Raw genomic sequence first — 25566 nt, 5'->3', positions numbered from 1 at the left:
AAGCGAGTGTGACGCCAACCAACAAGGTTGGCGTTTTTTTTGGTTTAAGGTTAAGGTTTGCTTGTCAACCGAGTATGGGCTTATAATCTGTGGCGTTCTTTGCGTTACAAGTGATTATTAGCATTCAACAGAGCGTACTATGCCTTCATTAAAACACCGCGTTACTTTTACATTATTGTTGTCTTTTTTCTTATCAGTTTTAATGACACTTTGGGTTACTTACATCAATTTAGGTGTCAGCGCGCACTTTTTTGCTAATTGGGGAAAGGCATTTGTATTAGCGTGGCCGGCGGCTGCTGTTATTTCTTTTTTCAGCGCGCCTATCGCGCAAAAAATTACCAATAAACTGATATCTTAAAGTTACCTCTGTGCAGTTCCCTTTCTATTTTGGCAATGTATATAACCTCAGGAGCACATAAGTGAATTTGCCCAATAAGGCTATGTCGCTCACTCTCTGCGTTATTTTTACTTGTAATAGCGCGCTATTACTTCGCGAAAATGCCTTGATATTGAGCAATATCTCATTATTGGATGTGTAAGGGGTTACAACGTCTCTATTGTGAACTATCAAAACTCTTATCCATGCAAGTAAGCGGTTGGTTTTTAAAAACAGCTTTCTATTTCTCACCTTGGTAATATTTTGGTATTACTCCATACTAAATTGAGCGTCTTTGTTTACGGTTGATGTATCAAGTTGTATTCCAAAATTTTGTTATTTTTATTGTTTTTTATTTCTGTTCAAGCGCTTAGCTGCGACAGAACATACAAAGTCGGTGTCGGCACGCCGTGGCCCCCCTATGTAATGTATGACGGAGAGCGTTATTTTGGTATGGATATCGAGGCAACACAATATATCTTCAATAAAGCGGGGTTGTGCGTTAACTTTGTTAGGTTGCCTTCTTCTGCACGGGGGATCACGGAATTAGAAAGAGGGTTTATTGATATTCTTCCATCAGCAAGTTACAACGAGCAAAGAGCAAAAATAGCTTATTTTAGTGCGCAATACAGGCGAGAAAGAATGCGCCTTTTTACGCTTTCAACCATGGATGATGTAAAGAGTTTGTCGCAGCTATTTGAAAGGGGATATCTATTTACTGCCAACCCCGGAGCTTACTATGGACAGGAGTTGGCCAGCATACTGAAAGTTGATCAATTTAAGAATAACTATTTTGAGGTTGCGAGTTTGTCACAACGCATGGAATTGGTACGCCGAGGCCGAGTTGACTTTTTAATAGAGGATGAAGCAAGTGGTGTCTATTATAAGCATCAATTAGGTTATGATAAATTGCGTATCCATCCATATGTCGTTCACGATAATGGGATCCATTTTATGCTTAACAAAAGTGCTTTCAGTGTGGAGCAAATTGCCCAAATAAATAGGGCAATTAGTGCAACCGATAACCAATTAAAGAGAATTGAGGCAAAGTACCTGAGCAAATTACCAGATTCACTATCCCAAGCGAACCACTTCTAACTCAATTGCACCGCGGTTTAAGCCATAATCGCAATTTATGTCATTTGCAAAAGGCGTAAACTCGCCATGTTGATTCACCTTGATATCACCCCCACCATTAAGTGAAAAAGCAAAACTATCGTCTGCGTTTATGCAGCCAACCAGTGAAAACCATGGGCGTCCAGGTAAGCGTTTATAAGGTTCCATCATTTCGATGGGAAGCTGTTTAACCCCAACCGTGCGATTACCACGCTGCCAACCACTGGCTGTAACTTGTGTGTCTTTATCAAACCATACTTGTGATGTGATTGGGTTAATACGATATGTTGCCCCTTTTTCTAGCCAAAGCCCTGTATGGTTATACGCCTCACAGGCAAATACTTTGATTTGCACTTTTTCACCAACCTGCAAAATATTGAGCTGTTGAGTCGGCAACTCAATATGGGGGGTAATTCCAGTGCACTCTAGTTGTTCGCCACTTGCGTACTCCAAGCGATGTAAGGTGCCTTTGAGAGATTCTGGACGATAGCTGCTGCTGTTGTAAATTCGTTTGGCCACACTATGGTGAATGAGGGGAGGGATGTCACTGACTTGGTTGTTTTGCATCACAACACACAGCCGGTTGGTGGCCTTAAAGTTAACATTACCCCAAAAGTAATCGTGTTGGTGACTTGGTGCCAGGGGATCAGGGGTGATAGCTAAATCGTCAGCATCTATTAACAGTGCGCCGTCATGCGGTAACAGCCCAGAATAATTAATTTGCTCACGAGTAAGCAGATTGATATTTATCGGTTGAACTTGCAACCACTCCAATGTATAGCGCAAGCAAATATCCGACAAGCCACTGCGATAAAACCCTCCGCCAATGTCAGAGTGGCTCCCCGCAAACCATAATTCGTGAATATGTGGTGCATGGTTAAACAATGTGGCTTCAAAGGCTCTTCTTTTATCATCAAGGCTGACACAGTGAAGGGCGGCACTAACGTTGTTAGCGGCGTCATGATCGGCAAATATGACGTGTTCTGTGCCACAAGTGGCTTTGGTTATTTTACTAAAACCAATAGATGCAATGGTATCAAACACACATAAAAACACATTGTTATTGATGTGCTTTTCTAAGCATTTAGCAAACCGTCTGGCAAGTGCAGCCCCGCGACTAAAGCCAATAAGCAATACTTGGTCGCCAGTTTGATATTGCGCTTCGAAATCTCGCATGGCTTGAGACAAAATGCTGGCCACGTCACTACTTTGTGGCGCGAGTATTTGGTTAAGTATTTTTTTGACCGCACTGCCTTGATTACCAATGCCGCTATAATAGAAACATTTTTGACTAGCAAAGTGGCTGGTTGCTTCTGGGTGTATTCGCCCACCTAATAGCAAATGTAATTTAAGCACATTGCTAATTTCACAGTCTTCTTTAAATTGCTCTGCACTGTACTGCTGTGCATCCCGAGGTTCGCTACCTGTACCGTCAAAACTGAAAACTAATAGGGAAGGGGTGGAAGGGTTTGACACGGTTTTCTCCTCTTATACACAGGGATAGATTGCTAAAACGCACAATAACTCGCGTATTTTCGTTAATGCTAAACACAAAATATGATACTTTTAAGTCACGTAACTACACCACTTAAGGCCTCCCACATGCAGCATGGACAGCAGTTGTTAGAAAGCTTATCGCAACATTTTGGTTTTGCCAGTTTTCGACCAGGACAATCGCAAACTATTTCTCAGCTATTGGCTGGTCATTCCTCGCTTGCTATTTTTCCAACTGGCTCAGGAAAATCGTTGTGCTATCAATTAACAGCGCTCCATCTTCCACATTTAACATTGGTTGTCTCACCTTTGCTTGCTTTGATGCATGATCAGGTCATATTTTTAAAAGGCAAAAACATTCATGCTGCCACATTAGATTCCAGTCAATCTAATGAACAGAGCCAAGCAGTGATGCAGGGAGTGAGTAGCGGAGACATTAAAATATTGATGGTATCTGTTGAGCGGTTCAAAAATGAGCGTTTTCGTGAATTTATCAAGCAAGTTAATGTATCTATGATGGTGGTGGATGAAGCCCATTGTATTTCAGAGTGGGGGCATAACTTTAGGCCCGACTATTTAAAGCTGCCAGATTATCGGCGTGAATTAAACATTCCTTTGGTATTGCTGCTAACTGCAACAGCAACCAAAAAAGTGAAGTTTGATATGGCTAAGCGGTTTGATATTTTGCCTGAGCATATCGTGCAGACAGGGTTTTATCGACCTAATTTAGACTTATCGGTGCTAAGCGTTACTGAAAGCGACAAGCTACAGACCCTTTTGCAATTGATACGCGGTTATCACGGAGCGGGTATTGTGTATGTGACATTGCAGCAACAAGCTGAGCAGGTTGCAAAGCAATTGCAAGCGGCGGGTGTTAAAGCAGCACCCTATCATGCTGGCTTAAAAGATGAAGTGCGCGCCAATGTACAGCAGCAGTTTATGAGCAACGATATTCAAGTTGTGGTGGCAACGATAGCGTTTGGTATGGGAGTCGATAAATCGGATATTCGCTATGTAATACATCACGATTTACCCAAATCAATTGAAAACTATAGTCAAGAAATTGGTCGTGCTGGCAGAGATGGTGAACAAGCTTACTGCACGGTGTTAGCAAATTTAGATGGCGTGGCAACCGTTGAAAACTTTGTTTATGGCGATACGCCAGAACGCCGAGGTATTGAAACGGTGATATCGCAATGCCTGCAAGAGCAGGTGAATGGCAAGTGGGAGTTGCAAGAGCTGCCATTATCTAAAGCCAGTAATATACGTATATTGGCTTTAAAAACGTTATTGGTTCAGCTTGAAATACTCGCAGCGATCAGTGCTAAATACTCTTATTATGCCGACTTTAGATTTAAGTTTATTACCAGTGAGTCAAAACTACTGAGCCAGTTTGACCCTGCTAGAGCTTCGTTTTTAGAGCAAATTTTTGCTCATACGCAGTTTAAAAAGGTATGGGGAAGTGTGGATATGCAATCGCTGGTTCGCTCAGGTGCAGACCGGCAACGCGCTGTGGCTGCGCTAGACTATTTACATCAACAGGGACTCATTGAGCTGGAAAGCAAACGCATGGTTCAGGTTTATCAAGTAGATGTAGATAAACTAAGGCAAGCTGAGCTAGTTGACACGCTATATAATTATTTTAAAGAAAAAGAGCAAGCAGAGTTAAAGCGTATTGCAGCTATGCTGCGCTTTTTTGAGCTCGATAGATGTTTAAGTGCCAATTTAGCGTATTATTTTGATGATAAAAATGTGCCAGCTCAATGCGGGCATTGTAGTGTCTGCCGTGGACAAGTTGCCACCTTAACGCGAAGCCAAGAATTAAGCATGCCAGATGATGAAACACTACGTAACTATGTATTTGCACTACAAAAACATTTACGCCAAGGTGGAGTAGTTGCCAGTAAAGATACTGTGATTCGATTTTTAGCGGGGGTCACTACGCCATTTATTATTCAATATAAATTGAAGCAACTACCGGGCTTTGCATGCTGTGAAGGGCATCGCTTTTTAGATATTACTAATAAGGTAGCGCAATTGGCTTTGGTGCATGATACTGATTGACCATGCACTGGCTCATGAGCCATTCATATTGAGTTTGGCATTTTAGTGGCCAAGGAGGTGAGATGAAACCTAAGTGTTTATGTGTTGTGTTATTGTTCATGAGCGTTCACGTGCAAGCACAAGAGCGGGTTTATACATTTGATAATACGCTAACCAACATACCAAGTAATGCCTTTACAAATGACCAGCGTAAATACCCAAAAGAGAGTGACTTTAAAGTACAGGCTTACGCTTCAATGAGCAGTGCTGATGGTGAGCGGGCAGCCTTGGTTACCATCAAAAACACCAGTAGTGGTAATCGCTTTTTTGAGAGCCCGCATATTATGGCCTTGTTTGCCGATGGGCAACGTGTTGCGCCTAAGATGAGCGCTGATAAATATACTGTCGGTGGCCATGATACACTTACTCTCACACTAGAGTTTGGCCGATATAATTACCCAATAGTTAACGTATATACTTCTAATAATTAAAAAAGATAGGCAATGAATCAGTCATGCATCCACATATCGAAAAACTGTATTTAAGTGCAGCGAAACCCGAGCGGTTGATTATAGGACTAATGAGCGGAACCTCTTTAGATGGGTTGGATGTGGCATTATGTCGTATCAGTGGCCATGGGCGTTATACAGATGTAACTGTTGAGGCATTCACAACTTGTGATTACCCGCAAGAGGTAAAAGACAAGATAACACAGGTGTTTGCTAAGCAAGTTGTTAACCTTGAGTATCTAACTTTATTAAATGCATGGCTTGGGCAGTATCATGGACAACTGATTAATCAATGTTTGGCGCGTTGGCAGGTAAGCGCGGATGAGGTTGATGTTATAGCAAGCCATGGGCAAACCATATATCACAGTCCTAAACACCAACATGCTTACAATGAGTTTGGTAATGCCACACTGCAAATTGCGGATGCTGATCACATTGCTGTTACGACGGGTATCACTACAATTGCTGATTTTCGTCAAAAGCATATTGCCGGTGGCGGAGAAGGGGCACCGCTTGCGCAGTATGGTGATTATTATTATTTTGCCAGCGCTGACGAAAATCGTATTTTGCTTAATATGGGCGGAATAGCAAATTTAACATATTTGCCTAAGGGGGCTGAAATCAACGATGTGATATGTAGTGATCTTGGCCCAGGAAATACGCTGATGGATGCCTACATGCGACTACATTTTTCAAAGCCTTTTGATGAGGATGCAAAGGTCGCCAGACAAGGCGCGGTTAATCAGTTACTTTTAAATGAGCTTCTTAATGCCCCCTTTTTTGCTCTTAAGCTGCCAAAAACAACGGGGCCTGAGATTTTTAATTTGGCCTTGTTGGAGCAAGCGCAAGCAACTAGCCAAACACAACAGTTATCTCATCAGGATGTGATGGCCACACTCAGTGCGTTGTCAGCTAATATTATCGCTAAATATATCAATGAGTTGTCATCAACAGATACCGCTGTGTACTGTAGTGGTGGCGGAGTACATAACGTATGGTTGATGCAGCAGATAAAGCGGCAGTTGGCTCCTCATGTAAGCTTGAAAAACAGTGATGTATTGGGTATTCACCCTGATGCAAAAGAAGCCGTGCTATTTGCGATCCTTGCTAATGAGTGTTTAGCAGGTACACCCGCAAACAAGCAAGTGAGTGAGGTGCCTAACATCACTATGGGAAAAGTGAGCTTCGCCGACTAGGTAATTAATGGCGCGGTGAGTTTAATTGCGGCTCATCGCCAATTGATAACCGAGTAGTACGGCTATTGTGTTGAACTACGCATCACTGGCGTGTACAAAAAAGCTTATTCAAACCTGAGGGCACTCAAAAAATAGCAAGCACCGAAGCCATAAGGTTAGTTGTATGGCGTTTTAAGGCTGATGCAACAGAGTTAGACATCACAGATGATTTGTCTGTCGTCACATTTTCTTGTTCTACAGCGCTGTTTATATAGGCGTTATACTCAACTGAATTTTTAACCATACCATGACGCCCAATGAGGCTTAACTGCACAATATATTCTCCTGACTCACCTTGCCCTTTAAGTTGCAAACTTTGATGACCCGTTTCAAGTGCTTCTTTGGTTAATGGCGCTTCGGCACTGAAACTTGCGCATCGTGCCTGAACAGAAGTGGCGTACAAAGCAATCACATCGCCAAGTTGCGCATCAAAGGGCAGTTCGCATAAAAAAGGTAATCCTAAGCTTTGATATTCAAGCTTTAGCGTATCGTACTGCAATGCGTGCTGGCATGCTTGATCTTCAGCGTGTTCATCTAAAGCACGAGCAGAAAAACTGAGCAGTACCGGTGGTTGTGTCATGGTTAAATTTTTTGGTTGATTAAAAGTGGGGCGCATTATTGCGTAATTAAATGACAGTTTTATGACTTTATGTGCAATAACAAACAAAAATGTAGCAAATACTTACTTGGTTGTTAACTTTTTGGGTACTTTGTGGTGTTTTTACTCTAATTTGGTGTTTTAAAGTTTCAGAAAATACTGAAAATTGATTGCTTGTTTTTTCTACTGCGGATATGATTGGTTTGGTTATTCAGTCGTCGGCAATAATTAATCAAGGGAAAAAATGAATCTAATAACAAAAATAGTACTCACAGGGCTTACTTTTATCACAGTTACTGCATTTGCAAACAACGCAGAGCATCCTCATGACTATAAATATGTACAAGTCAACGAGAACAAACTGGCGTATTTATGTAAAGGGGAAGGAGAAACAACCGCGCTGCTTATCGCTGGAATGGGATTAGATGCTCATGGAACGTACCAAAATACGTTTCATAATGCGCAACCAAAAGGATACCGTTTATGCTTTTACGATAGAGCCGGCACGGGTAGAAGTACATTTGCAAAACCCAGAGTGAGAACGATGCTCGAATTAACAAAAGAGCTTGAGTTATTCACACAAAAAACCAATATGAAGCAGTTAGTGCTTGTTCCCCATTCTTTTGGGGGATTGATTGCGCGTGCTTTTGCTCATCGTAACCCCGACAAAGTAAAAGGACTTGTTCTTGTTGATACCGTGCATGAGTCTTGGTACGAGCAGATGAAAGGTAAGATGTCAGCAAAGGGTTGGGGCATCATGAAGTGGATTATTGATTGGGAGCGAGACGAACACTCTTTGGAAGACTTTGTGGAAGCTTCTCAGCACTCAGATATTTATACGGTGGATAAATCAACCCCGGTTACGGTACTTTCTAGAGGGATCCCACACGTAGAGGTGCTCACTACCGGCATGAGTTATGATGATGTTGATGTGTTTACCAACACATGGAACGAATCTCAGCAAAAGTTTCAATCAATGAGCAGTGATGTAAATGCGGTTACGATGAAATATGCCTCTCATCTGTTTGATAAAACAGACCCGTTTATTGTGCTCAAGCACATCGATGAAATGGTTGGAAAAACCAAAACTTGATCCTTCTTGCCACGCGAGCCCTTGGTCATAGGGCTTGCGACTTGCGTTTAAATAAAAGCCCTCTACTTTATCTCATAAAAGCAATACATTTCATGGTGTTGTAGTAATACCAATTTTATTAATACATTGATCATTCTAGCGCGCTAAATAACTCATTAACTGCGTTAAATATTTCTCATGTAGAATAACTACATAGCGAAATATTTGCCTTGTTACTAAGCCATTTATCTGTCGCAATATCTGATCACCAATTTAATGCAATTGGTATAATGCCTACTCACTAAACATACTTTTGAATAAATTTGTTCATCTGCGGTTATGTTCATTTATGCCTTGTTATGTATACTAGCCATAATTATGCATAAGTGGCCATAACCTGTTAGGTGATCAACGATGAAAAAAGTGAATTGGCATTTTCAACGCAAGGCTCTTGCCGAGTCTTATTTGCAAACGGTGTATCAAGGTGCAATGAGTCGGATTGCTTTACTGGATGTAAGGCGCACGGGTAAAACAACATTTTTGCTTAAAGACCTATACCCGATTGCATTAGAAAATGGCTTTATTCCGGTTTATATCAATCTGTGGGGAGAGCCAGATAGCCCAACGCTTGCTATCACTCAAGCGCTCAACAATACACTATCGGCGCTTAACCAAACAGTAAAAGGAAAACTCACAGAACTTGCTAATAGTGAGATCAAAAAGCTAGAAGTGGGTAATAACGTGTTTGGTAAAGCGACGATTGAATTTAGCGACCAAAATGCGCATAAACCCAGTGAATCAGAACTATTCAAAATTGGCCAACAAGTCGAAGCGTTGTTTAATAAATGTGGTGATAAGGCACTGATCATTATCGATGAAATTCAGCATCTAGCTTCATCGAATAAGTTTTTAAGCGTGCAGCACGCACTGCGCACAGCGCTAGATACTTATAGTGATATTTGTGTGGTGTTTGCCGGTTCTAGTCGCTCGGGCGTGAACGCTATGTTTGCTGATAAAGATAAGCCCTTTTATGATTCTGCATTTATGATTGACTTTCCTCGGTTAGGCGAAGAATTTGTACAACATTGTTGTGATACGCTCAGTACACACTTTGATTTAAATTATGATGCCCTTGCGGTTAAGGCGTTTTACGAAGAGATAGATAAGTCACCTTTTTGGATGATGAAACTAATGACCTATTTAATGGCGCATAAGGCATCGCTTAATGAGGGCACTGAGTATATCAAAGCGTTAATGATCCAAGATGGCGATTTTGAAGGACTTAAAAAACGTTTAAGGGAGCTGGACATAGAAGTACTTCAGTTAATTAGAAAAGAGAAAACGTCGCTCTATAGCGCTCAGACAGTGGCATATTTAAGCCAAAAGTTACACACTGAAGTAACGACCTCTGCGGTGCAAACAAGCGTAAAAAAACTCAAAGGAATGGCGGTAATTTCTCAATATGCAGATAAATACTATATTGAATCACCAGGGTTTATTAGATACTTAGAGGCTGATTGCCCCTAAGTATCACAAAACTTATCTTGCTCAACTAGACGTAGGAGTAACTGGGTGAGTGTGCATGTCAATGCTTTCGCCAATGAGTCTATTCATCACCAAACAGGCTGTTAAGTCTCCTGTTACATTTAGTACGGTTCGGCACATATCCAAAATGCGATCAACTCCTAGTATAAGTGCAATGCCAGCAGCAGGGATCCCAAAGTTAGCCAGCACAGACGCCAAAATAACAATACCAACGCCGGGTGTACTTGGTGAGCCAATTGAAGCCCCCACCGTGGTTAAAATGAGTAGAACTATTTGATTATCAGATAATTGAATACCAAAAACTTGAGTCAAAAAGATAGCAGCAACAACTTGATATAGCGCAGTACCGTCCATGTTGATGGTAGCACCAAGTGGGATGATAAATTGAGATATCGGCTTTTTAACACCGAGCTCTATTTCTGCAGTACGCATTGAAAGCGGCATAACAGCTGCAGAGCTTGATGTGGAAAATGCGAGCAGTTGTGCACTTCTTATGGCACTTAAAAATCGCATAGGAGAGACTTGCCCTACGGCTTTGGCTATCACAATATAAACAGTTAATAAAACCAATAAACCCAAGAGCACAGTACCTACGTAAGCTGACACGCCGATCAGCGCATCGATGCCAATTCTAATTGTGATATCACACAATAAACCAAACACGGCAAACGGTGCTAAGAGCATCGCCCAATTAACGATACGCAGGGAAAGAGACTGCGCCGCTTCGGTTAGATCTAATAGCAGTGTTTTTTGTTTTATCGATAAAGTAGTCAAAGCGATACCAATAAAACACGCGTACATCACAACGGCAAACATATCTTTATCGAGCGTAGAGCGGGTGATGTTTTCGGGGATAATTGCAACGACTCTATCGGGCAGGCTTTTTGGCTCCATCACACTGACTGGTACCTCAGTAGTTTGTGAATTGAGGTTAGTAAGTAGCTGGCTATCAACATAGTTACCAGGCTCGATAAGAGTGACAACCAACAAGCCAATCAAGACTGCAATAAATGTAGTTGTTATGAAGTAGGGAAATATTCGGATCCCTACTTTTTTCAGAAAGTTAGTATCTTTATTGCCAGCCACACCCAATATAATCGAAGAAAGAACCAGCGGGATCACCACCATCTGGATCAATGCTAAAAACACTTTGCCAGGAAGCGCTACCCATTGGGCGATTTGCTCTGCGATTTGTGGGCTGACAAAAGCTGCACCTTTTGGAGAGATAAGCAAACCAAAACTGATACCAAGTACCATTGCAATAATGATCTGTAACCACAGCCGCTTTCGGTTTAATAGAGGCTCTATTGAGAAGTGAGAAGTCATTTGCATTCCTTATTAAGACTGATACTTAACAGTAGCAATTTTTTTACAGGGCAGCTTGATGAGAGTCAAAATAAGTTGATTTAATCGCAATGCGCAGCATCGAATGATTAAATATTTATATTAAAAACATTTAAAAAGTAAATTTTAATTTGTTTTGCTGCGTTTGTTTTTTGTTTATTATTTCTGTGTTTTTATTTTTTAAACATAAAAACGCATTATTTATTTTAATTAAACTTTACGAATAGAGGATTATAAAATGAAAATTTGGGAAAAGGACTTTTTCCGTCATGTTGTAATGGCCATTATGTTCACTGTCGTGTTGGTTGCATGTGGTAGCAATAATACAACACCTTTAATCAAGCAGACCGACAAGCCCGCTTTAGTAACTAAAAGTGCGATTATAGTAGGTGCTGGGTTATCTGGGCTTACAGCCGCTTATGAGCTAGAGCAGCAAGGTTTTAAGGTAACCGTACTTGAAGCAAGAGACAGAATTGGCGGGCGAGTTGCAACAATCGATATGGGCACTCAAACGGGGGAAATTGGTGGTGAACTAATCGACGGCGAAACCGTACATACTGAGCTTCATCGTTATGCTTCATTGTTTAATGTAGAACTCGCAGATGTGGGTTACGATGACAATGTTGAGGAAGGCGCTTATTATATTGACAATCAACTGATCAGTTATACTGACTTTGATAACAATTACGATAAAACCGTTGTAAATGATTACCTTCGCTTTAAAGATAGCATGAAAACTTTAGCTGCTGCGGTGCCAGATCCAGAAAACCCGTCGCAGCTTGCTTTAGCAAAAGAGTATGATGTTATCACGGTACAAAATTGGCTGGATAATCTACAGCTAAACCCTATCGCAAAGCAAATGGCCGAGCAATTCGTACGTGGTGAGTTTGACGAGCCACGCAGTTTATCATTATTACATTTGGCTCACTATGCCAAGGTATACCAAAATGTATCCGACGATGATGTTGAATCATTTCGATTCTTAAAGGGCGGGCGTGCTATAACCAATGCTTATTCAGATAATATCAATGGTGATATAATATTAAATGAGCCCGTTACAAATATAGCGCAAGTCGACAATAAAATAACGGTCACTACAGCGCCACAAAAAAAATATATATCAGATGTTATTGTTGTCACAGTACCTTTAAAAGTTTTGAATAAAATTGAATTTTCACCTGCTTTACCAGTAACGTTAACCCAAGCCGCTGATAATATTAATTATGGAACGCATTCCAAAGTACTGTTGCGATACAGTAAACGTTTTTGGCTTGATAAAAATTTAGGTGGAGACACTGCTGTGGCTAGCCTCCCAACGGGCTGGACATGGGAGACAACCGAGCGACAAGGTGGAGTAGGCGGGATTTTAATCGCTTACACATCGGGTGATTTTAGTGAAATGCAAAAACATTGGACTGATCAGCAGATTATTGCTGCTCGTTTAGATGAAATTGAGCAAATGTATCCAGGCTCGTCGCAGCATTTTATTGAAGCGAAGGCACAAAATTGGCTTAACGAGCAATGGACTCAAGGTGGTTATTTAGCGTACGGTCCGGGGCAAGTGAGTGAGTATTGGAAGTTGTTTTACAACCCGGTTGGGCGCATCTATTTTGCGGGAGAACATACCGACACATTATACCTCGGTTATATGGAAGGTGCTGTAAGAAGTGGAGTACGTGCAGCAGAGCAGATAAAAGAGCTTGGTCTGTAAAATAAGTGAAACTGCCTTTGGTATATTGAGCTGAAGGTAGTTGCTTTTTTAGAAACGCGCATGCAGTATTAGCGACTTAGTGACATCACCTTATATAAATGGACTTATTCATACATGCAGCAAAGAAAAATAATTATATTGTTTTTATTCTTCACTTTTTGCGCTTTGCTTTATTTCATCATTTCAACAGCAGAGCAAAGCTCTATTGGATCTCAAGCTGTTAATGATGTACGCCAAGTTACTGATTCACACAACCCTAGGCAGATACAAAACCAGCCACCCACCTTACTCGAAGAAACTAACCACAAAGAGAGTGTAAGGTGTGAGGCATTTGAGCAAGCACAGCAAAGCGCTGCTTGGATAAAATTTAATTTTATTGGTTTAAAAGCGGTAAATTGGTATTTTCAGGGGGTAGATAAATACCAAATTGCACAAACGCTTGCTGCCTTATACGGCTATGACAAAGCGATGCTGTGGATTAAGCAAGTCAATGGTTTGTCTCAATATCATGAAAAACATGAAGAACTTACTCAGTTTATTGAAGGTCTAGACTATAGCTTCTCCTTGGGGTCAGAAAGACCAAGTCTACAAGCGCTTGAGGATTACGGGGTAAACACATATGTTGAAGGCTTTGACATTAATAAACAGCTCAACTTTTACCCTGACACTGAGCTGAAACTTTGGCTAGGAGCCCTAACTCAAGCACTAGGGGATACAGATTTGCAGAAGTCGCTTAGCGTTATTGAACGACTGCAAAAATTTTCTCAGAACCAAGTGTTTTTTGAGCATCCATTAAGAGATAGCAATAACGTTGTCTTGCTCAGTAGCTTTGGAAAACAACAAGCTCGGCAGCTATTAAAAGCGATGTTTGACCTTGCACCTGTGTATTTTGATGGACTGGAAAGTGGGTCAGCCAGTTTTTTTTTAAACAAACCCTTATGGGCATCAATGACGACCAATCTAGTTGGCGTGCTGAAAACCTCTCTTCAAACGCATTTAAGGCTATCCCAGCTGTTGAGCAGCGAATGGCACAACTAGCGCAGCAGTACTTAGCATTACAAACAGAACCTAATGCGGCCGATCATTGTGACCAAGAAAGGGCAGCTTCAAGCAGTTCAATTAGGCAAATAAATGCAAGTGCTCTAGCCACTCAATTGGGCAAGCATTGGCAGGTAATTGGCGATTATCTTTGTCCAGAAAAAACCTTTGTATATGGTTACACGTCATTATCCTCAAAGCTCCGTGATCACCATCTGACACTCGATGAGCTAACAGACTTTGAAGCGGTAATGACCAATTTGCCAAAAATTAAAACTGCACTAAACGAGTTAGATAGCTTTGAATCGATGGTGCTACATGAACAGCTGTATAGCGAAATAAGGCTTAACGTAGATCAACTTAAAACCCTAATAGAGCACAAGCTCACTCCAAAAAACAGTGACTTTTACTCGATGATATTTCGCTTGCCTATAGAGCAGCAAAAACTGTTATTAGTTGAGCAACAGTATAATTTGGCAAATACCAACGCATTAGGATTTTCGTTAATAACCCAAGTATTTGAAAAAGCCCTACGAAACCCAAAAACCTCAAAACGTATGGTTGATGAACTCATTCCATACTTGTTATCCCAAGGTGTGCCGTTAACGAGCAGTGACAAAGACATAGATCCCTTATGGTTTAAATTGCATTCGCTTAATAATCATGAAGATCCAAATGCTGAGCTTGCCTCTAACGCACTTGCAAGCCTTATTGACCATACACCAATAAACGATACACACATTGATGCAATGTATAAAATAAAAAACAAACACCAAGCGCTCTATCAGCGACTCGTAGATCAGTTTCCTAAGTTGCATTTTGATGAGCCAAATGCGTTGATTGAGATAAAGTGTACCCCTGAGTAGGGGAATTATTTGTTTTGCTTAACAAAAGTAAACGAGTTTTTGGTTTGTGGTAGATTGAGCGTTGATCAGACAAATATTTGATGGTTTTTAAACGTAGGTAGCCGTGTGATCAAAAAAGTTGCTAGATAACATGGTATTACTAGTTATTAATGTGAATAACAATGCACTCAAACAGAGTGAATAGCTGTGTGGCTTTAGTTGTATATTTGCTTTTTTACTAATAATCAATGGCTTGTATTTTGTTGTGGTTTTTGGGTTTAAATTTTTATTCTTGTACCTTCTCTTGCGCTTTTGCTCTTGCTATACTCCCGCAGCTTTTTGGATAGGAACGCTTATACGGCATACCACGCAATGACCGAACGGTGAATGACCTGCGTTACTAATTCAAGTCAGCAGCTGTTAGCTGCGCTAGCTTAAACACGAATATCGTATATTCAGCACCCGCAATAATCATAAAAAAACCTGCTGTTACACAAAAATTCTTTTTATTTAAACAATTGAGTGCAATAATTTTGTTCCCTTATTGGTTACGTTGTTTTCTAATCGCGCTTTCGTTAACTTAGGTGCAGTAAAACAAGAGTAATGATAGAGCGATTAATGACACTCAAACTATCTACGTAGTATTAGGTAACTTTTATGAATAACTCTCAACGAGAACCGTTGCAAAAATTTTCTCTCACATGGCGATTAGTGCTCAGTGTTTGCTCTATTGTTTCAGTGATATTTATTATTTTGTCTATCATCGCAGTAAATCGCATAAAACAACAGAGCACAGAGCGCGTAAAGTCTGGGATTGCGCGCGCAATAGAGACTGAAGCGAGCAATGTAGAAGAGTTGTTTTTAAGTCGCTACAAAGTGTTGCAGACTGCATTTGACTCAACGACCATGCAAAACTGGTTAAGTAGTCGTACTCAAGCTTGGGCACCTTTAGACTCAGAGCCCCAATATGCTGATGTTAATCAGTTTTTGACCCGAATTGTGAATAGCGAGCCAGAGATAATCAGTGTGTTTTATAGCCCGGAGCGTAGCCGAGAATACTGGGACGAAAGTGGCCGCATACCGCAAAAAGTAATGACTCGACCGATCACGGATATTCCTTGGTGGCGATTAACTGAAGCACAGGGAAGGGGAGTTGTGAATGAACCTTTTGAAGACAGTCGAACACAAGTTGTGTCGGCGGCTATTTCTAAACCAGTACTTGACTCGCAAGGCAGAAGAATTGCGATTGCAGGGATTGATTTAAAGCTTGAAGCAATCCAAAAACAGGTTACTAATAATACGAAATATCAAGGTATTGGCTATGCATTCTTATATCAAGATGATGGGCGATTGATCACTTTACCGCCCAATACGAATTTACAACCTGAAAACAGAAACTTACAAGAATTGAATACATTAACAGGCAATAGCGGCTTTAACGCGCTGAATAACTTGTCTGAACATTTGTCGTACTTTTCTGTGCAATGGCAGCATAAAGATTATTTGGCTGCGGTGATCAAAGTCGATATGGATGAGCCAATGATGAATTGGCGTTTAGTTTTACTTTACCCGCAAGCAAAAATTGATGAACCAATCAACAATGCAATTTGGCAGTTGATTTTGATGACAGTGGTATTACTGATTGCCATTGCGTTAGTGCTTACTTGGTCTATCAGACTTGGGTTAAAGCCATTACAAGAAGTAACAAATGCTATGGCGCGTATTGTTAGTGGTGATGGTGATTTAACGCAACGTTTAGACGTTAAAAGTAACGATGAAATAGGCAAAGTTGCCAGTTTATTTAACGACTTTGTTGATAATATCAATGAAATAGTTGCAAATAGTTTGCGTGTGTCAAACTCAGTGTCTGCATCGAGTGCCAATATGCAGCAGATGATGGTTAAAGCGGAGCAAGCGGTTAAAGAGCAAGACGCTCAGTTAGATATGGTGGCAACAGCAACCACTGAGTTATCTCATGCAGTGAGTGAAATTAGTCGCAGCTCTCAAAGCTCAAGTGATGCGACCATAGAAGTGAAAAGGCAAGTAGAGCACGGTATGAACCTTGCCACGCAAGCTGATCAGCAAATCAATCAAATGGCATCGAGTTTCAGAGACAACGAAGTGCTATTGAACGAGTTGAATGAAAGCAGTGACCGTATTGGTGAAGTGCTTGATGTGATTGGCAGCATTGCTGATCAGACTAACTTACTGGCACTTAATGCGGCAATTGAAGCCGCCAGAGCGGGTGAGCATGGTCGTGGGTTTGCTGTGGTGGCAGATGAAGTAAGAACGCTGGCTAAGCAAACGCAAGAGTCTACGCATAATATTCAAACGATCATTGATTCGTTGCGAGAAAATACGAAAAGAGTTTTAGAGGCAATGGTGGTTAATCGTTCTCAGGCAGAAGATAGTGTGCAACATGCTCAGGCAATCCACCAAAAGCTGACGGAATTAACCGCTCAAGTAGAGCAAATTCAAATGCAGTCGGTTGAAATTGCAACGGCAACTCATCAGCAATCAACGGTGCTTGAAGATGTTTCAAAGAACATCGTTACAACAAAAGACTTGTCTCATAATACGTCTACGTTGATGCAAACGGCTAACACAGCTGGCGGGCAGCTACAAGAAGAGAGCGAAGCGCTACTGCAAAGTTTACAACACTTTAAAACGCAATAATTACTCAAACTTGGGGTAATGACTTGATTTAAATAAGTCGGTTACTTTTTACTTCGAGTTAAGGTCATATTTGTTTACCAACAGCGCGCAATGTCCTGTTGGTAAACAAAATTGTAATTGGTCATGGCCTACTGTTCAGCCAGTTTGCACCCGTTGAACTAAGCGTTTGCCAGCTTAGCTGAGCACTGCCCCATATCTGCCTGATTTCACATTCATTTCACTCATCACTTGCAAAAATACCTCAACTGACACGTGAGGAAATCATCATGCTTAAGAAAATAATTATAAGTATCATCGTTTTATTTGTACTTGGTTGGGGCTCATTAACAGGTGCAAAAGCGTATTTGAAATCGTTGCTGCCTGATAAAGCGCACTTTCAAGCAATAAAACAGGCTCAGACAAGCGACCTGTCTTATTTGAATGAAGGTACTCCCGAGTACAGAGGAAAAATTCTCGCGGTTGTAACCAGTGCAGATACTATGTGGAATGGCAAAGCAACCGGTTATGAGCATACTGAACTTGCGCGCGCTTACTGGGTATTTAGCGCTAATGGTTTTGATGTTGATATCGCCAGCCCTAAAGGCGGTAAGCCACCTGTGGTACTCGATGGAGACGATATGGGGGAATATGATTATGCGTTTTTAAATGACCCAGCAATTCAAAACAAGGTCGAAAACTCTATCCCCTTGGCCGAAATTAACCCTGATGAATACGAAGCAGTTTATTATGTTGGCGGAAAGGGGACGATGTATGATTTTGCAGATAACCAAGATATTAAGCGGATCACCAAAGCTTTGTATCAAAGCAATAAAGTTGTAAGTGCTGTTTGTCATGGGCCTGTTGCTTTACTTAATGTGCAATTAGACAACGGCAAGATGCTGTTAGCCGAGAAAAAAATAAGTGCGTTTACTAATCAAGAAGAGTTATTTTTGATTCCGGATGCGCAAGAGGTATTCCCATTTTTATTGGAAGATAAGCTAATAGAGCAAGGGGCGCAGTTTCAAGCCGGTGTTGACTATCTTGAACAGGTGAGTCGTGATGGCAACGTTATTACGGGACAAAACCCATGGTCAGTGTGGACAATGGCTGAAGAGGTGGTGTTAGCACTGGGGTATGAGCCCAAAGCGAGAGAAAAAACACCCGAAGAGCGCTCAGTTGAGTTGCTGCTGACTTATGAAAAATTAGGCTTAGCTGCCGCAAAAGCTCAGATTACCTCTGAGTCGCATAGCTACCAACAAATGCTGCTTGTAATGCATAGCTTTTTAGCTTTGATGCAGTTTGAGCTTGGTAAAGGTATGGATATTTTAAGCCTTGCTCAAGCCGTCAAGGCATCGCAACAGTAAGTTCTATGCAGCTCATAACATTGAGCTGGCTGCTCTTAAGATCATAAAAGTAGGTATCAAGCTATGAAAGCGCATTTTGTATTATTTGTAATATCGTTAACTTGTTCAGGATTGTCATTTGCGAGCACTTTTGAGCCCCACTCCACATTAACTGCATTAAAGGAGAGAGTTGAGCTAGCCATTGACAAATTTGAGCGTACGCAACCACAAGACTGGTCATATCGTGTTGAACGTTTTGAAGATGAAGAAGGGAATATCACGAACCGGATTGAGTTGTTTGATCCCTCACTAGAGCGCCCCAAACAATGGCAATTGCTGAGCATTAATGAGCAAAAACCGTCGCAGCAACAAAGTATAGAGTTCGTTAAGCATAAACAAGAGCTGGCGAGCAAAGAGCAGCAACAGTTTTCAGTTAAACTACGATCGCTGATCCAGCTTGATACACTTAAGTTTACTGCGCAGGATAGACAGTATGTATATGCAAATTTTGATGTAAAAATTGAGGAATTGGGAGAAGATGCAAGCAAAGTATTAAAAGGCTCGCTCATCTACGACAAAAATAATGGCTACATTAAAACGATTGAAGTAGTCAATACAGCGTCGTTTTCCCCCGTATTTACCGCATCTATTCATGAGCTTAAGCTCGTTTTTAGCTTTCTTAATATCAACGATTCGGTGTTGTTAAAACAGCAAGCGCTTGCTATGAAGGGACGCTTTGCATTTTTTACAGAAATTAATGAAGTATCCACAGATACTTTTTATGATTATCGCTATGTTGGGCAATGAGCACATTGTCTTGAACTAATTTGCGTTATTGCTTGATTTACTTCGAGTAAACAAGTTTTACTTTAGGCACAAGGCGCATTTTATAATGCGCCTTGTGAAGTAAAAAAGGCGTACCTGCGGTATAAGTTGTGAAGCGCTAGGTAAATTGCGCGTGTAATACCTCAAGTAGGTCTGCCCCTAAGTTTTGACAAGCAATATGGTCCCATGCCGTTTGATTATGCTGGGTATTGAGCGCTTTAAACGATGTTTCAAGTAAAATTGCTGGCACATCAAACTGTTGATACACATAGGATGTCGCCGTAGCTGCCGATTTACAGGGGGTATCACAAGGCGATGTTTTATCGGCTGACGGTCCACAGCAGCCGGTTTTATTCGAGCAAGGTTGATTGGCGTAATCATAGCGCAATTGAAAATGGCGATTGCGTTTGGCAAGCGCTATTTTTATTGACTCTCCAACCGGGTGCTGGCCTTCAACCATCATAAAGTTGTAAGCAAGTTGCTCATCACCATGAACATCAACCAGCAAATCTACACCTGTTGCTTCCATCGCTTGTTTTACACAATATACTTCTGGGCAGGTGTTTAAGTCGGGTGTTAGCCATTGGCGATTTAAATTGGCACCCGCGGCATTTGTTCTATGGTTGCCTAAATTGCTGCCATCAGGGTTCATATTGGCCACCACAAAAAAACGTATATTGTGCGCTTCTTGTGTAAATTGCTCGGCATTGCTCAAAAAGTGATTAAGTAATCCATCGGCTATCCATTGCGCCATGGTTTCGCCTGGGTGCTGTCTGGCGATGATCCATATTTTTTTTGCATCAGAGCGAGTATTGCCAAAAGTAGTTAGTTTAATAGCTTGACCGAGAACGGAGTAACCTATGTTTTGCTCATTTATGTTCGAACATGATTGCATGTTTTGGCTTAGCTTAGTCTGTTGCGCTTGTGTATAAGGCACAAAGTAGGCGTAATACACCGTGTGCTCTGTTGCTTGATGCTCAATCAGTAATTGACCATTTTGGTAGTGCGTGTTTACCCTAAACCAATCTTGGTTGTTGTATGAGGCAAAAGCTTGATAACCCTGCCATGCGTTGGCAAAGCTAGCCTCATCAGCATTAGCAATAACAACATGGTGCAACTCACTTTGCGTTGCTTGTACAGCAAAATAAAACCATTGCTTTGTACATGCTTGGCTGTCTTTTTTGATATTGAGCAAGATGTTTTGTGCATTTTTGGCGCTTAATACTTCAATTGCGCCGCCATCAAAATCAGTATCGATATGTACTTGTGCCATGATGTTGCTCCCTAAGGTTGTAAATTAAGTAGTTCGATGCTCATACCGGTAAGGCAAGCAGTGATAAAAATAAGCGCAATAAACGCCAGCAGCAGCGGCCAATAAAAGAGCTTTTTAAGCATGATCATCTCTGGCAAACTCGCCCCAGCTCCTGCAATGGTTAAAGACATAACTGCTCCCATACTCAGGCCTTTGGCAACCAAAGAGGCAGCAATGGGGATCATGGTTGACGCTCTGACATATAAAAAGGTACCAACCAGTGCACAAACAGGGATAAGTAAAATGGTGTGCATGCCGCTAAGAGAAGCAAACAGCTCACTGGGTACAAAGCCATGCAAAACAGCACCAATGGCTATACCTAAGATCATGTAGGGCAACATACTTTTGAGTTGTGAGAGTGCCCCTTTAAAGAGTGTGATACCTAGCGAGAGCTTAGATTGCTTTGGCTGTGCACAAGTAGCAGCAGGTGTGCATGTTGCGTTTGTATCCCCGCATGATGATGCTGATGAGTTGCTACCACATTGGGTACTGGCATTAGGCTGGTCGATAAATAATTCGGGTCGAATATAACGCTCAAAGCCGAAGTATTGCAGCAAAAAACCAGAGGAAAACGCCATTAGAATCACAAAAAAAGCATAGGTGATGGTTAGGCTTGCCCCAAAAGTGGCCAAAAATAACGCCACAATAAATGGGTTAAGCAGTGGTGACGTAAACAAAAATGCCATCACTGGGCCAAATGCAGCTCTGGCTTTAAGCAATCCCACCATCATGGGCAAAGTAGAGCAGCTACAAAAGGGGGTAATGGCCCCCAAGCTCATCGCAATACCATAGCCTTTATTACCCGACAGCAAGGTGCGTACCTTATTCATGGGTAAGTAATGATTAACGATACTCACAATAAAACTGATCAGCACAAATAGGATGCCCAGTTCTATAAAGGCACCAATAAAAAATTCGATGGCACTTTGCCATTGTGTTGAGGTAAACATCATCTTCTCCTATTTTTGTATTTCTAGAATTGTCGAAATATAGATTAAATTTTTTAGCAGCTATCGGCGCAACACTCTTCAGATAAAAAGGCAATAAGCCCTTCGAGCTGTTGATACTGTGCTTGGCAACGCAGCACACGGCCTTCGCGGGTTTGACTCACTAAACCCACTTTAACCAAGCGTGCGATATGGTGAGACAGGGTAGAGCCCGGAATATCCAATTGCTGCTGGATAGCCGACACCGCCAAGCCATTGTGACCTGCACGAACCAAAATACGATATATTTCGAGCCGAGTAACATGACCCAGCTCAGCCAACTGCGTGGCTGCTTGTTCAATTTTCATGCTTGGTAGTGTATGGGGAGGATTTTAAAAAAGCAAGATATTTCTATAATTGTGGAAATGTTATTGAGGCGGTATTAAATATGTGAAAGGCGTTTAATTATGGTTGGTTTGTTACTTTTTACTTACTAGATGAACCAGCGAAGTGCTCGCTGGTTCGTCTTAGCTTACAAAGTGTCTTTTAATTTATTGAAATTATTCATATAAGTCTCTAGCTAAATGTAGCGCTTTGACTTCAATGAGTTCGATAGCGCGGCTAAATACCTTAATGTCGTCAATTTCTCCAATAAAATACTCGGGATTATTCATGGTTCCCCAGCCAGCCTGGCCAATGATTAAAGGCTTATCCTTATACACCACAGGTCCAAAATCGGGTGTACCTTGTTGGTCTCGGCCATATTGCTCAACTCCATCAATAAAGAACCTCACATCTTCTCCATTGTAAGTCATTACAATATGATGCCATTCATTGTTGCTTATGGATAAAAGTGAATGATCCCACACTGAAGGGTCATTTTGGGTGACTACGCCACCACCTATATTTTGCCCACTATTTTCTGAGCCCATTCTTATTTCCCAGCGGCCTGTGCTGGCATAACCTGTGTTTATTAAGCCTGCATAGCTATCAAACCCTCCGGTTCTTTTTGCCCATAAACTGACCGTAAAATTACTACCGAATAAATAATTATTAAATGCGGGAAATACGATTCTACCAGCGCCATTGAATCTAATCGCCTGATCAGGAAGCCCTCTTCGCCCTGGCACGAAATCTACATTCCCTTCAATCAACCCTTTAAAATTGTTACTAGAAGAATCATAAATGGCCGTTTCATCCTTATCATTCCTTGTCACATTAATATCCAAAACATCACCCATTAGCTCATCTAGAGCTGATTCATGGGTATGAGTATAGCGCGGAGAGTTGACATTGATTGTATGCTCGTAACCTGAGCCATAATCAAAGGTGACTTTGCATGATAAATACACAGTCTCATTTTTAAATAGTTTCCCGAGTCCCCAATTGGTTTGTGAGCTTGGAATATTACCTGTGTATATTCCATTTCTATACATAGCGCACTGTGGCTGGTAATCATATTCTGGGTTGCCTTTTAGTGCCCAGCTCGCGATTGGAGTGCCTTTGTCGTTAACAGATACAGAGAGCTCAAGCTCAGGTACATACACTTTTGCATCATAAGGAGCTGCAATATTCGTTTTAATCACTGCTAGTTTGTCTATATACTCCACTTTTCCACATTTTTGTCTCTGGTAATAACAAGTTCTATCGCCATATTTGTAATCATACATATCAAGAATTGATCGCATAGAGTTACTCAATGGTTTATAAACCTCATTTAGTTCCTTAATATAAACTGGCATAACTAGTTCAGGATAATCATTAAAATTTAATTTGTTTTTCAAAAAATGATTAACGGCTGAAGAGTTGTCTTCACTGTATGGGAAGTCACAATTTTGTGGTTCTCTTTTGAATAGATAACCAGCAGAGCCAATCAGATGACTAAAAGCACTTCCTTTAATTTCAAAGTTCATTCTAGCTTCTCTCTGGCTCCATATGTTGTAACCATAAAGTCCATGTTTAAAGTATGGATTTACTTTATAGACACACCCAGAAACCTTATTTACAAACGCGCCATCAAGTAGTTTCGCAGTAACATTACTTCCATTGAGGATAGGTAGGTAACTCACGTCATAGTCATTTTTAAAAATATTTTTCCTCTGTTCTGTAGAGCTTCTTAAATAATTGCGCGTAATTTCAACTGAATATGCAGGAATATTAACTACGATGTGATTTAGAATATCTACTAGCGTTGTTCCTTTGTGATTCGGTGTCTCGAACATGCCAATCATTTGATCAGAGACATAGTCAGCCAATACTTCCATTTTATCTTTGGTTAAGCCATCTTCTTCTTCACGCCTGACCTCTTGAAACCCAGCCTCAACATAGAAGCTATGAGCCATCATTAATAAATCAGAAATAAAAGTAATAACCTGCTCTTCTTGCAGGAGGTTGGTGTTTTTTGCGGTGTCATAGATAGTAATAATATCGCTTGCTAACTTGGTATAGCGTTCTAGTTTTTCAATATCTTTTTGCCTGCTTATTTTGTATCTATCCTCAGGGTGTTTAATATCTCCTAAATATATATTAAAGTCTCTTTTGAACTCGCTTACGCGTTGATACGCAGCTTTAAAGTTTTGCTCATCAATTTTGTCGAGAACTTTTTTTGTTAAATCTAAGTTTTGATTAAGCAAACTAATAGTCTCGGTAGCAAACTTTTGATGCTGGGCCAGACTTGTTTTATAAAATTCCGCATCCTGATCTATTTGCTCTTGCTTTTGATATATCTGGTATGCACCAATCACGATTGCGACTGCTACAGACACAGGATCAAAAGCGCTTGTCCCAATGCCACCTGACAAACTGTCATTTTCATCAAAATAATGTGGCTGGTTAATTGGAAAGCTCGAGCTTTCAAAAGCGTCTTCTGTTTTAGCTGTAGCTACAGAAGTGGTCAATACTGATGCAAATGTCCAGTATGCTAAGCTGCTTACTTTTTTCATCTTATTTCCTTTATGATAGTTTTATTTATAATACTTTGATAAGAGGGCCACAATCTTCGTTAACTCTCATATCTTTTGGGTCTATAGACCATGATTGAAATACAACGGGCTCGGACACTACCCAAGTAAATCATTACTGATTTATTCGGTTAGCTAGTAAGCCTATTTTTTTGGCTCGATTTAGTACGTGAGCATGCTTTTCATGACGCGTATGTGTATTGCGGTTTCTTTGAATATCAACGTAAGTTCCATATATTGAGAAGGTAGCACCAGTCCCAGTTGAGATTATGAAAGAAAGTTGAGGGGTAACCCTACTGTTTTCTAGAGCAGAATTACCAGAAAGTTCTGAGCCATGGTCGAGAGGTTGTGCGGATATTATCTTAGAAAATATTACACTTAAGAGCATTGATAGCTTTGTTGTTTTGCACTTCATAATTGTTCCTTTTAATTTTATACAATAAAGGCATCACTTTAATTTGCCGAGATCTACTTTCTAGCATTTCTGATATGAATGTTTCTTTTTGTATCAAAAAGGACAAATATAAATTAATAAGCTTTTAAATCAATGGTTTGGCTTTATTGGCTCAAGTTGAATAGTTCTGGGAGTAGCTTTAGGTGCTAACAATAAACGTTCAAT

20 protein-coding genes are annotated in these 25566 nt (G+C 40.8%); 13 read left to right on the top strand and 7 right to left on the bottom strand.

The features are described 5' to 3' along the window. The first annotated feature begins 139 nt into the window (after nucleotides 1-139). Together GDK41_RS18660 and GDK41_RS18655 are read left to right on the top strand one after the other, a co-directional pair. On the top strand, nucleotides 140-358 hold the full coding sequence (locus tag GDK41_RS18660) for a DUF2798 domain-containing protein (protein WP_152087981.1): 219 nt from the start codon (nucleotides 140-142) through the stop codon (nucleotides 356-358). Nucleotides 359-694: 336 nt separating this feature from the next. Next, nucleotides 695-1474, top strand: coding sequence for a substrate-binding periplasmic protein (locus tag GDK41_RS18655; RefSeq protein ID WP_232056579.1), 780 nt, complete (start codon nucleotides 695-697; stop codon nucleotides 1472-1474). On the opposite strand, the gene GDK41_RS18650 is transcribed toward GDK41_RS18655, so the two are convergent. Beyond that, nucleotides 1451-2968: a phospholipase effector Tle1 domain-containing protein gene (locus tag GDK41_RS18650; protein ID WP_152087980.1), complete on the bottom strand. Its 1518-nt coding sequence runs from the start codon at nucleotides 2966-2968 to the stop codon at nucleotides 1451-1453. The genes GDK41_RS18655 and GDK41_RS18650 overlap by 24 nt on opposite strands. A 126-nt stretch (nucleotides 2969-3094) precedes the next feature. Between GDK41_RS18650 and GDK41_RS18645 the strand changes: the two genes are divergently transcribed. From GDK41_RS18645 to GDK41_RS18635, 3 genes are all read left to right on the top strand, one after another. Continuing rightward, nucleotides 3095-5050: a RecQ family ATP-dependent DNA helicase gene (locus tag GDK41_RS18645; RefSeq protein ID WP_232056578.1), complete on the top strand. Its 1956-nt coding sequence runs from the start codon at nucleotides 3095-3097 to the stop codon at nucleotides 5048-5050. Nucleotides 5051-5112: 62 nt separating this feature from the next. After that, complete coding sequence (locus GDK41_RS18640; RefSeq protein WP_152087978.1) at nucleotides 5113-5520, top strand: hypothetical protein; 408 nt, start codon at nucleotides 5113-5115, stop codon at nucleotides 5518-5520. Nucleotides 5521-5543: 23 nt separating this feature from the next. Continuing rightward, nucleotides 5544-6734, top strand: a complete 1191-nt coding sequence (locus GDK41_RS18635; protein ID WP_152087977.1) for an anhydro-N-acetylmuramic acid kinase — start codon at nucleotides 5544-5546, stop codon at nucleotides 6732-6734. Nucleotides 6735-6858: 124 nt separating this feature from the next. On the opposite strand, the gene GDK41_RS18630 is transcribed toward GDK41_RS18635, so the two are convergent. Further along, nucleotides 6859-7353, bottom strand: coding sequence for a hypothetical protein (locus tag GDK41_RS18630; protein ID WP_152087976.1), 495 nt, complete (start codon nucleotides 7351-7353; stop codon nucleotides 6859-6861). A 262-nt stretch (nucleotides 7354-7615) separates the two neighbouring features. Between GDK41_RS18630 and GDK41_RS18625 the strand changes: the two genes are divergently transcribed. Together GDK41_RS18625 and GDK41_RS18620 are read left to right on the top strand one after the other, a co-directional pair. Further along, the gene (locus GDK41_RS18625; RefSeq protein ID WP_152087975.1) at nucleotides 7616-8464 is read left to right on the top strand and encodes an alpha/beta fold hydrolase; all 849 of its coding nucleotides are present in this window, start codon (nucleotides 7616-7618) and stop codon (nucleotides 8462-8464) included. A gap of 393 nt (nucleotides 8465-8857) precedes the next feature. Further along, the gene (locus GDK41_RS18620) at nucleotides 8858-9970 is read left to right on the top strand and encodes a hypothetical protein (RefSeq protein ID WP_152087974.1); all 1113 of its coding nucleotides are present in this window, start codon (nucleotides 8858-8860) and stop codon (nucleotides 9968-9970) included. A gap of 21 nt (nucleotides 9971-9991) precedes the next feature. Here GDK41_RS18620 and GDK41_RS18615 read toward each other — a convergent pair whose 3' ends face one another. Next, complete coding sequence (locus tag GDK41_RS18615) at nucleotides 9992-11314, bottom strand: dicarboxylate/amino acid:cation symporter (RefSeq protein WP_232056577.1); 1323 nt, start codon at nucleotides 11312-11314, stop codon at nucleotides 9992-9994. Between the two features lie 256 nt (nucleotides 11315-11570). On the opposite strand from GDK41_RS18615, the gene GDK41_RS18610 reads away from it, so the two are divergent. The 6 genes from GDK41_RS18610 to GDK41_RS18585 all read left to right on the top strand — a co-directional run bounded on the left by GDK41_RS18610 (nucleotide 11571) and on the right by GDK41_RS18585 (nucleotide 19731). Then, the gene (locus tag GDK41_RS18610; protein WP_152087972.1) at nucleotides 11571-13043 is read left to right on the top strand and encodes a flavin monoamine oxidase family protein; all 1473 of its coding nucleotides are present in this window, start codon (nucleotides 11571-11573) and stop codon (nucleotides 13041-13043) included. 114 nt (nucleotides 13044-13157) lie between these two features. Beyond that, nucleotides 13158-14081: a hypothetical protein gene (locus GDK41_RS18605; protein ID WP_152087971.1), complete on the top strand. Its 924-nt coding sequence runs from the start codon at nucleotides 13158-13160 to the stop codon at nucleotides 14079-14081. Continuing rightward, entirely contained in the window at nucleotides 13982-14947 is a 966-nt protein-coding gene (locus tag GDK41_RS18600; RefSeq protein ID WP_172971682.1) for a hypothetical protein, read from the top strand. Before GDK41_RS18605 ends, GDK41_RS18600 begins: the two co-directional genes overlap by 100 nt. 636 nt (nucleotides 14948-15583) lie before the next feature. Next, on the top strand, nucleotides 15584-17602 hold the full coding sequence (locus GDK41_RS18595) for a methyl-accepting chemotaxis protein (RefSeq protein ID WP_152087969.1): 2019 nt from the start codon (nucleotides 15584-15586) through the stop codon (nucleotides 17600-17602). A 266-nt stretch (nucleotides 17603-17868) separates the two neighbouring features. Then, entirely contained in the window at nucleotides 17869-18945 is a 1077-nt protein-coding gene (locus GDK41_RS18590; RefSeq protein ID WP_152087968.1) for a type 1 glutamine amidotransferase domain-containing protein, read from the top strand. Nucleotides 18946-19008: 63 nt separating this feature from the next. Next, a complete protein-coding gene (locus tag GDK41_RS18585) occupies nucleotides 19009-19731 on the top strand; it encodes a hypothetical protein (RefSeq protein WP_152087967.1) in 723 nt (240 codons plus the stop codon). A gap of 136 nt (nucleotides 19732-19867) precedes the next feature. Here GDK41_RS18585 and GDK41_RS18580 read toward each other — a convergent pair whose 3' ends face one another. The 4 genes from GDK41_RS18580 to GDK41_RS18565 form a co-directional block, all read right to left on the bottom strand. Further along, nucleotides 19868-21022 (bottom strand): M14-type cytosolic carboxypeptidase, encoded by a 1155-nt coding sequence (locus GDK41_RS18580; protein ID WP_152087966.1) that lies wholly within the window; start codon nucleotides 21020-21022, stop codon nucleotides 19868-19870. 11 nt (nucleotides 21023-21033) lie between these two features. Continuing rightward, nucleotides 21034-22014 carry a permease gene (locus tag GDK41_RS18575; RefSeq protein ID WP_232056576.1) on the bottom strand — a complete coding sequence of 327 codons (981 nt, stop codon included), beginning with the start codon at nucleotides 22012-22014 and terminating at the stop codon, nucleotides 21034-21036. A 50-nt stretch (nucleotides 22015-22064) separates the two neighbouring features. Further along, entirely contained in the window at nucleotides 22065-22355 is a 291-nt protein-coding gene (locus GDK41_RS18570) for an ArsR/SmtB family transcription factor (RefSeq protein WP_152087964.1), read from the bottom strand. A gap of 192 nt (nucleotides 22356-22547) precedes the next feature. Continuing rightward, nucleotides 22548-24929: a LamG domain-containing protein gene (locus tag GDK41_RS18565; RefSeq protein WP_152087963.1), complete on the bottom strand. Its 2382-nt coding sequence runs from the start codon at nucleotides 24927-24929 to the stop codon at nucleotides 22548-22550. Between the last annotated feature and the right edge of the window lie 637 nt (nucleotides 24930-25566).

The sequence above is a fragment of the Pseudoalteromonas sp. A25 genome (assembly GCF_009176705.1).
Classification (GTDB): domain Bacteria; phylum Pseudomonadota; class Gammaproteobacteria; order Enterobacterales; family Alteromonadaceae; genus Pseudoalteromonas.
This window is presented reverse-complemented; position numbering and strand designations above follow the sequence as displayed.

Bases quoted from the DNA above. Each gene is read 5' to 3' on its own strand.
- GDK41_RS18660 (WP_152087981.1), top strand. From the start codon at position 140: ATGCCTTCATTAAAACACCGCGTTACTTTTACATTATTGTTGTCTTTT.
- GDK41_RS18645 (WP_232056578.1), top strand. From the start codon at position 3,095: ATGCAGCATGGACAGCAGTTGTTAGAAAGCTTATCGCAACATTTTGGT.
- GDK41_RS18640 (WP_152087978.1), top strand. From the start codon at position 5,113: ATGAAACCTAAGTGTTTATGTGTTGTGTTATTGTTCATGAGCGTTCAC.
- GDK41_RS18635 (WP_152087977.1), top strand. From the start codon at position 5,544: ATGCATCCACATATCGAAAAACTGTATTTAAGTGCAGCGAAACCCGAG.
- GDK41_RS18630 (WP_152087976.1), bottom strand. From the start codon at position 7,353: ATGACACAACCACCGGTACTGCTCAGTTTTTCTGCTCGTGCTTTAGAT.
- GDK41_RS18625 (WP_152087975.1), top strand. From the start codon at position 7,616: ATGAATCTAATAACAAAAATAGTACTCACAGGGCTTACTTTTATCACA.
- GDK41_RS18620 (WP_152087974.1), top strand. From the start codon at position 8,858: ATGAAAAAAGTGAATTGGCATTTTCAACGCAAGGCTCTTGCCGAGTCT.
- GDK41_RS18615 (WP_232056577.1), bottom strand. From the start codon at position 11,314: ATGACTTCTCACTTCTCAATAGAGCCTCTATTAAACCGAAAGCGGCTG.
- GDK41_RS18610 (WP_152087972.1), top strand. From the start codon at position 11,571: ATGAAAATTTGGGAAAAGGACTTTTTCCGTCATGTTGTAATGGCCATT.
- GDK41_RS18605 (WP_152087971.1), top strand. From the start codon at position 13,158: ATGCAGCAAAGAAAAATAATTATATTGTTTTTATTCTTCACTTTTTGC.
- GDK41_RS18600 (WP_172971682.1), top strand. From the start codon at position 13,982: ATGGGCATCAATGACGACCAATCTAGTTGGCGTGCTGAAAACCTCTCT.
- GDK41_RS18595 (WP_152087969.1), top strand. From the start codon at position 15,584: ATGAATAACTCTCAACGAGAACCGTTGCAAAAATTTTCTCTCACATGG.
- GDK41_RS18590 (WP_152087968.1), top strand. From the start codon at position 17,869: ATGCTTAAGAAAATAATTATAAGTATCATCGTTTTATTTGTACTTGGT.
- GDK41_RS18585 (WP_152087967.1), top strand. From the start codon at position 19,009: ATGAAAGCGCATTTTGTATTATTTGTAATATCGTTAACTTGTTCAGGA.
- GDK41_RS18580 (WP_152087966.1), bottom strand. From the start codon at position 21,022: ATGGCACAAGTACATATCGATACTGATTTTGATGGCGGCGCAATTGAA.
- GDK41_RS18575 (WP_232056576.1), bottom strand. From the start codon at position 22,014: ATGATGTTTACCTCAACACAATGGCAAAGTGCCATCGAATTTTTTATT.
- GDK41_RS18570 (WP_152087964.1), bottom strand. From the start codon at position 22,355: ATGAAAATTGAACAAGCAGCCACGCAGTTGGCTGAGCTGGGTCATGTT.
- GDK41_RS18565 (WP_152087963.1), bottom strand. From the start codon at position 24,929: ATGAAAAAAGTAAGCAGCTTAGCATACTGGACATTTGCATCAGTATTG.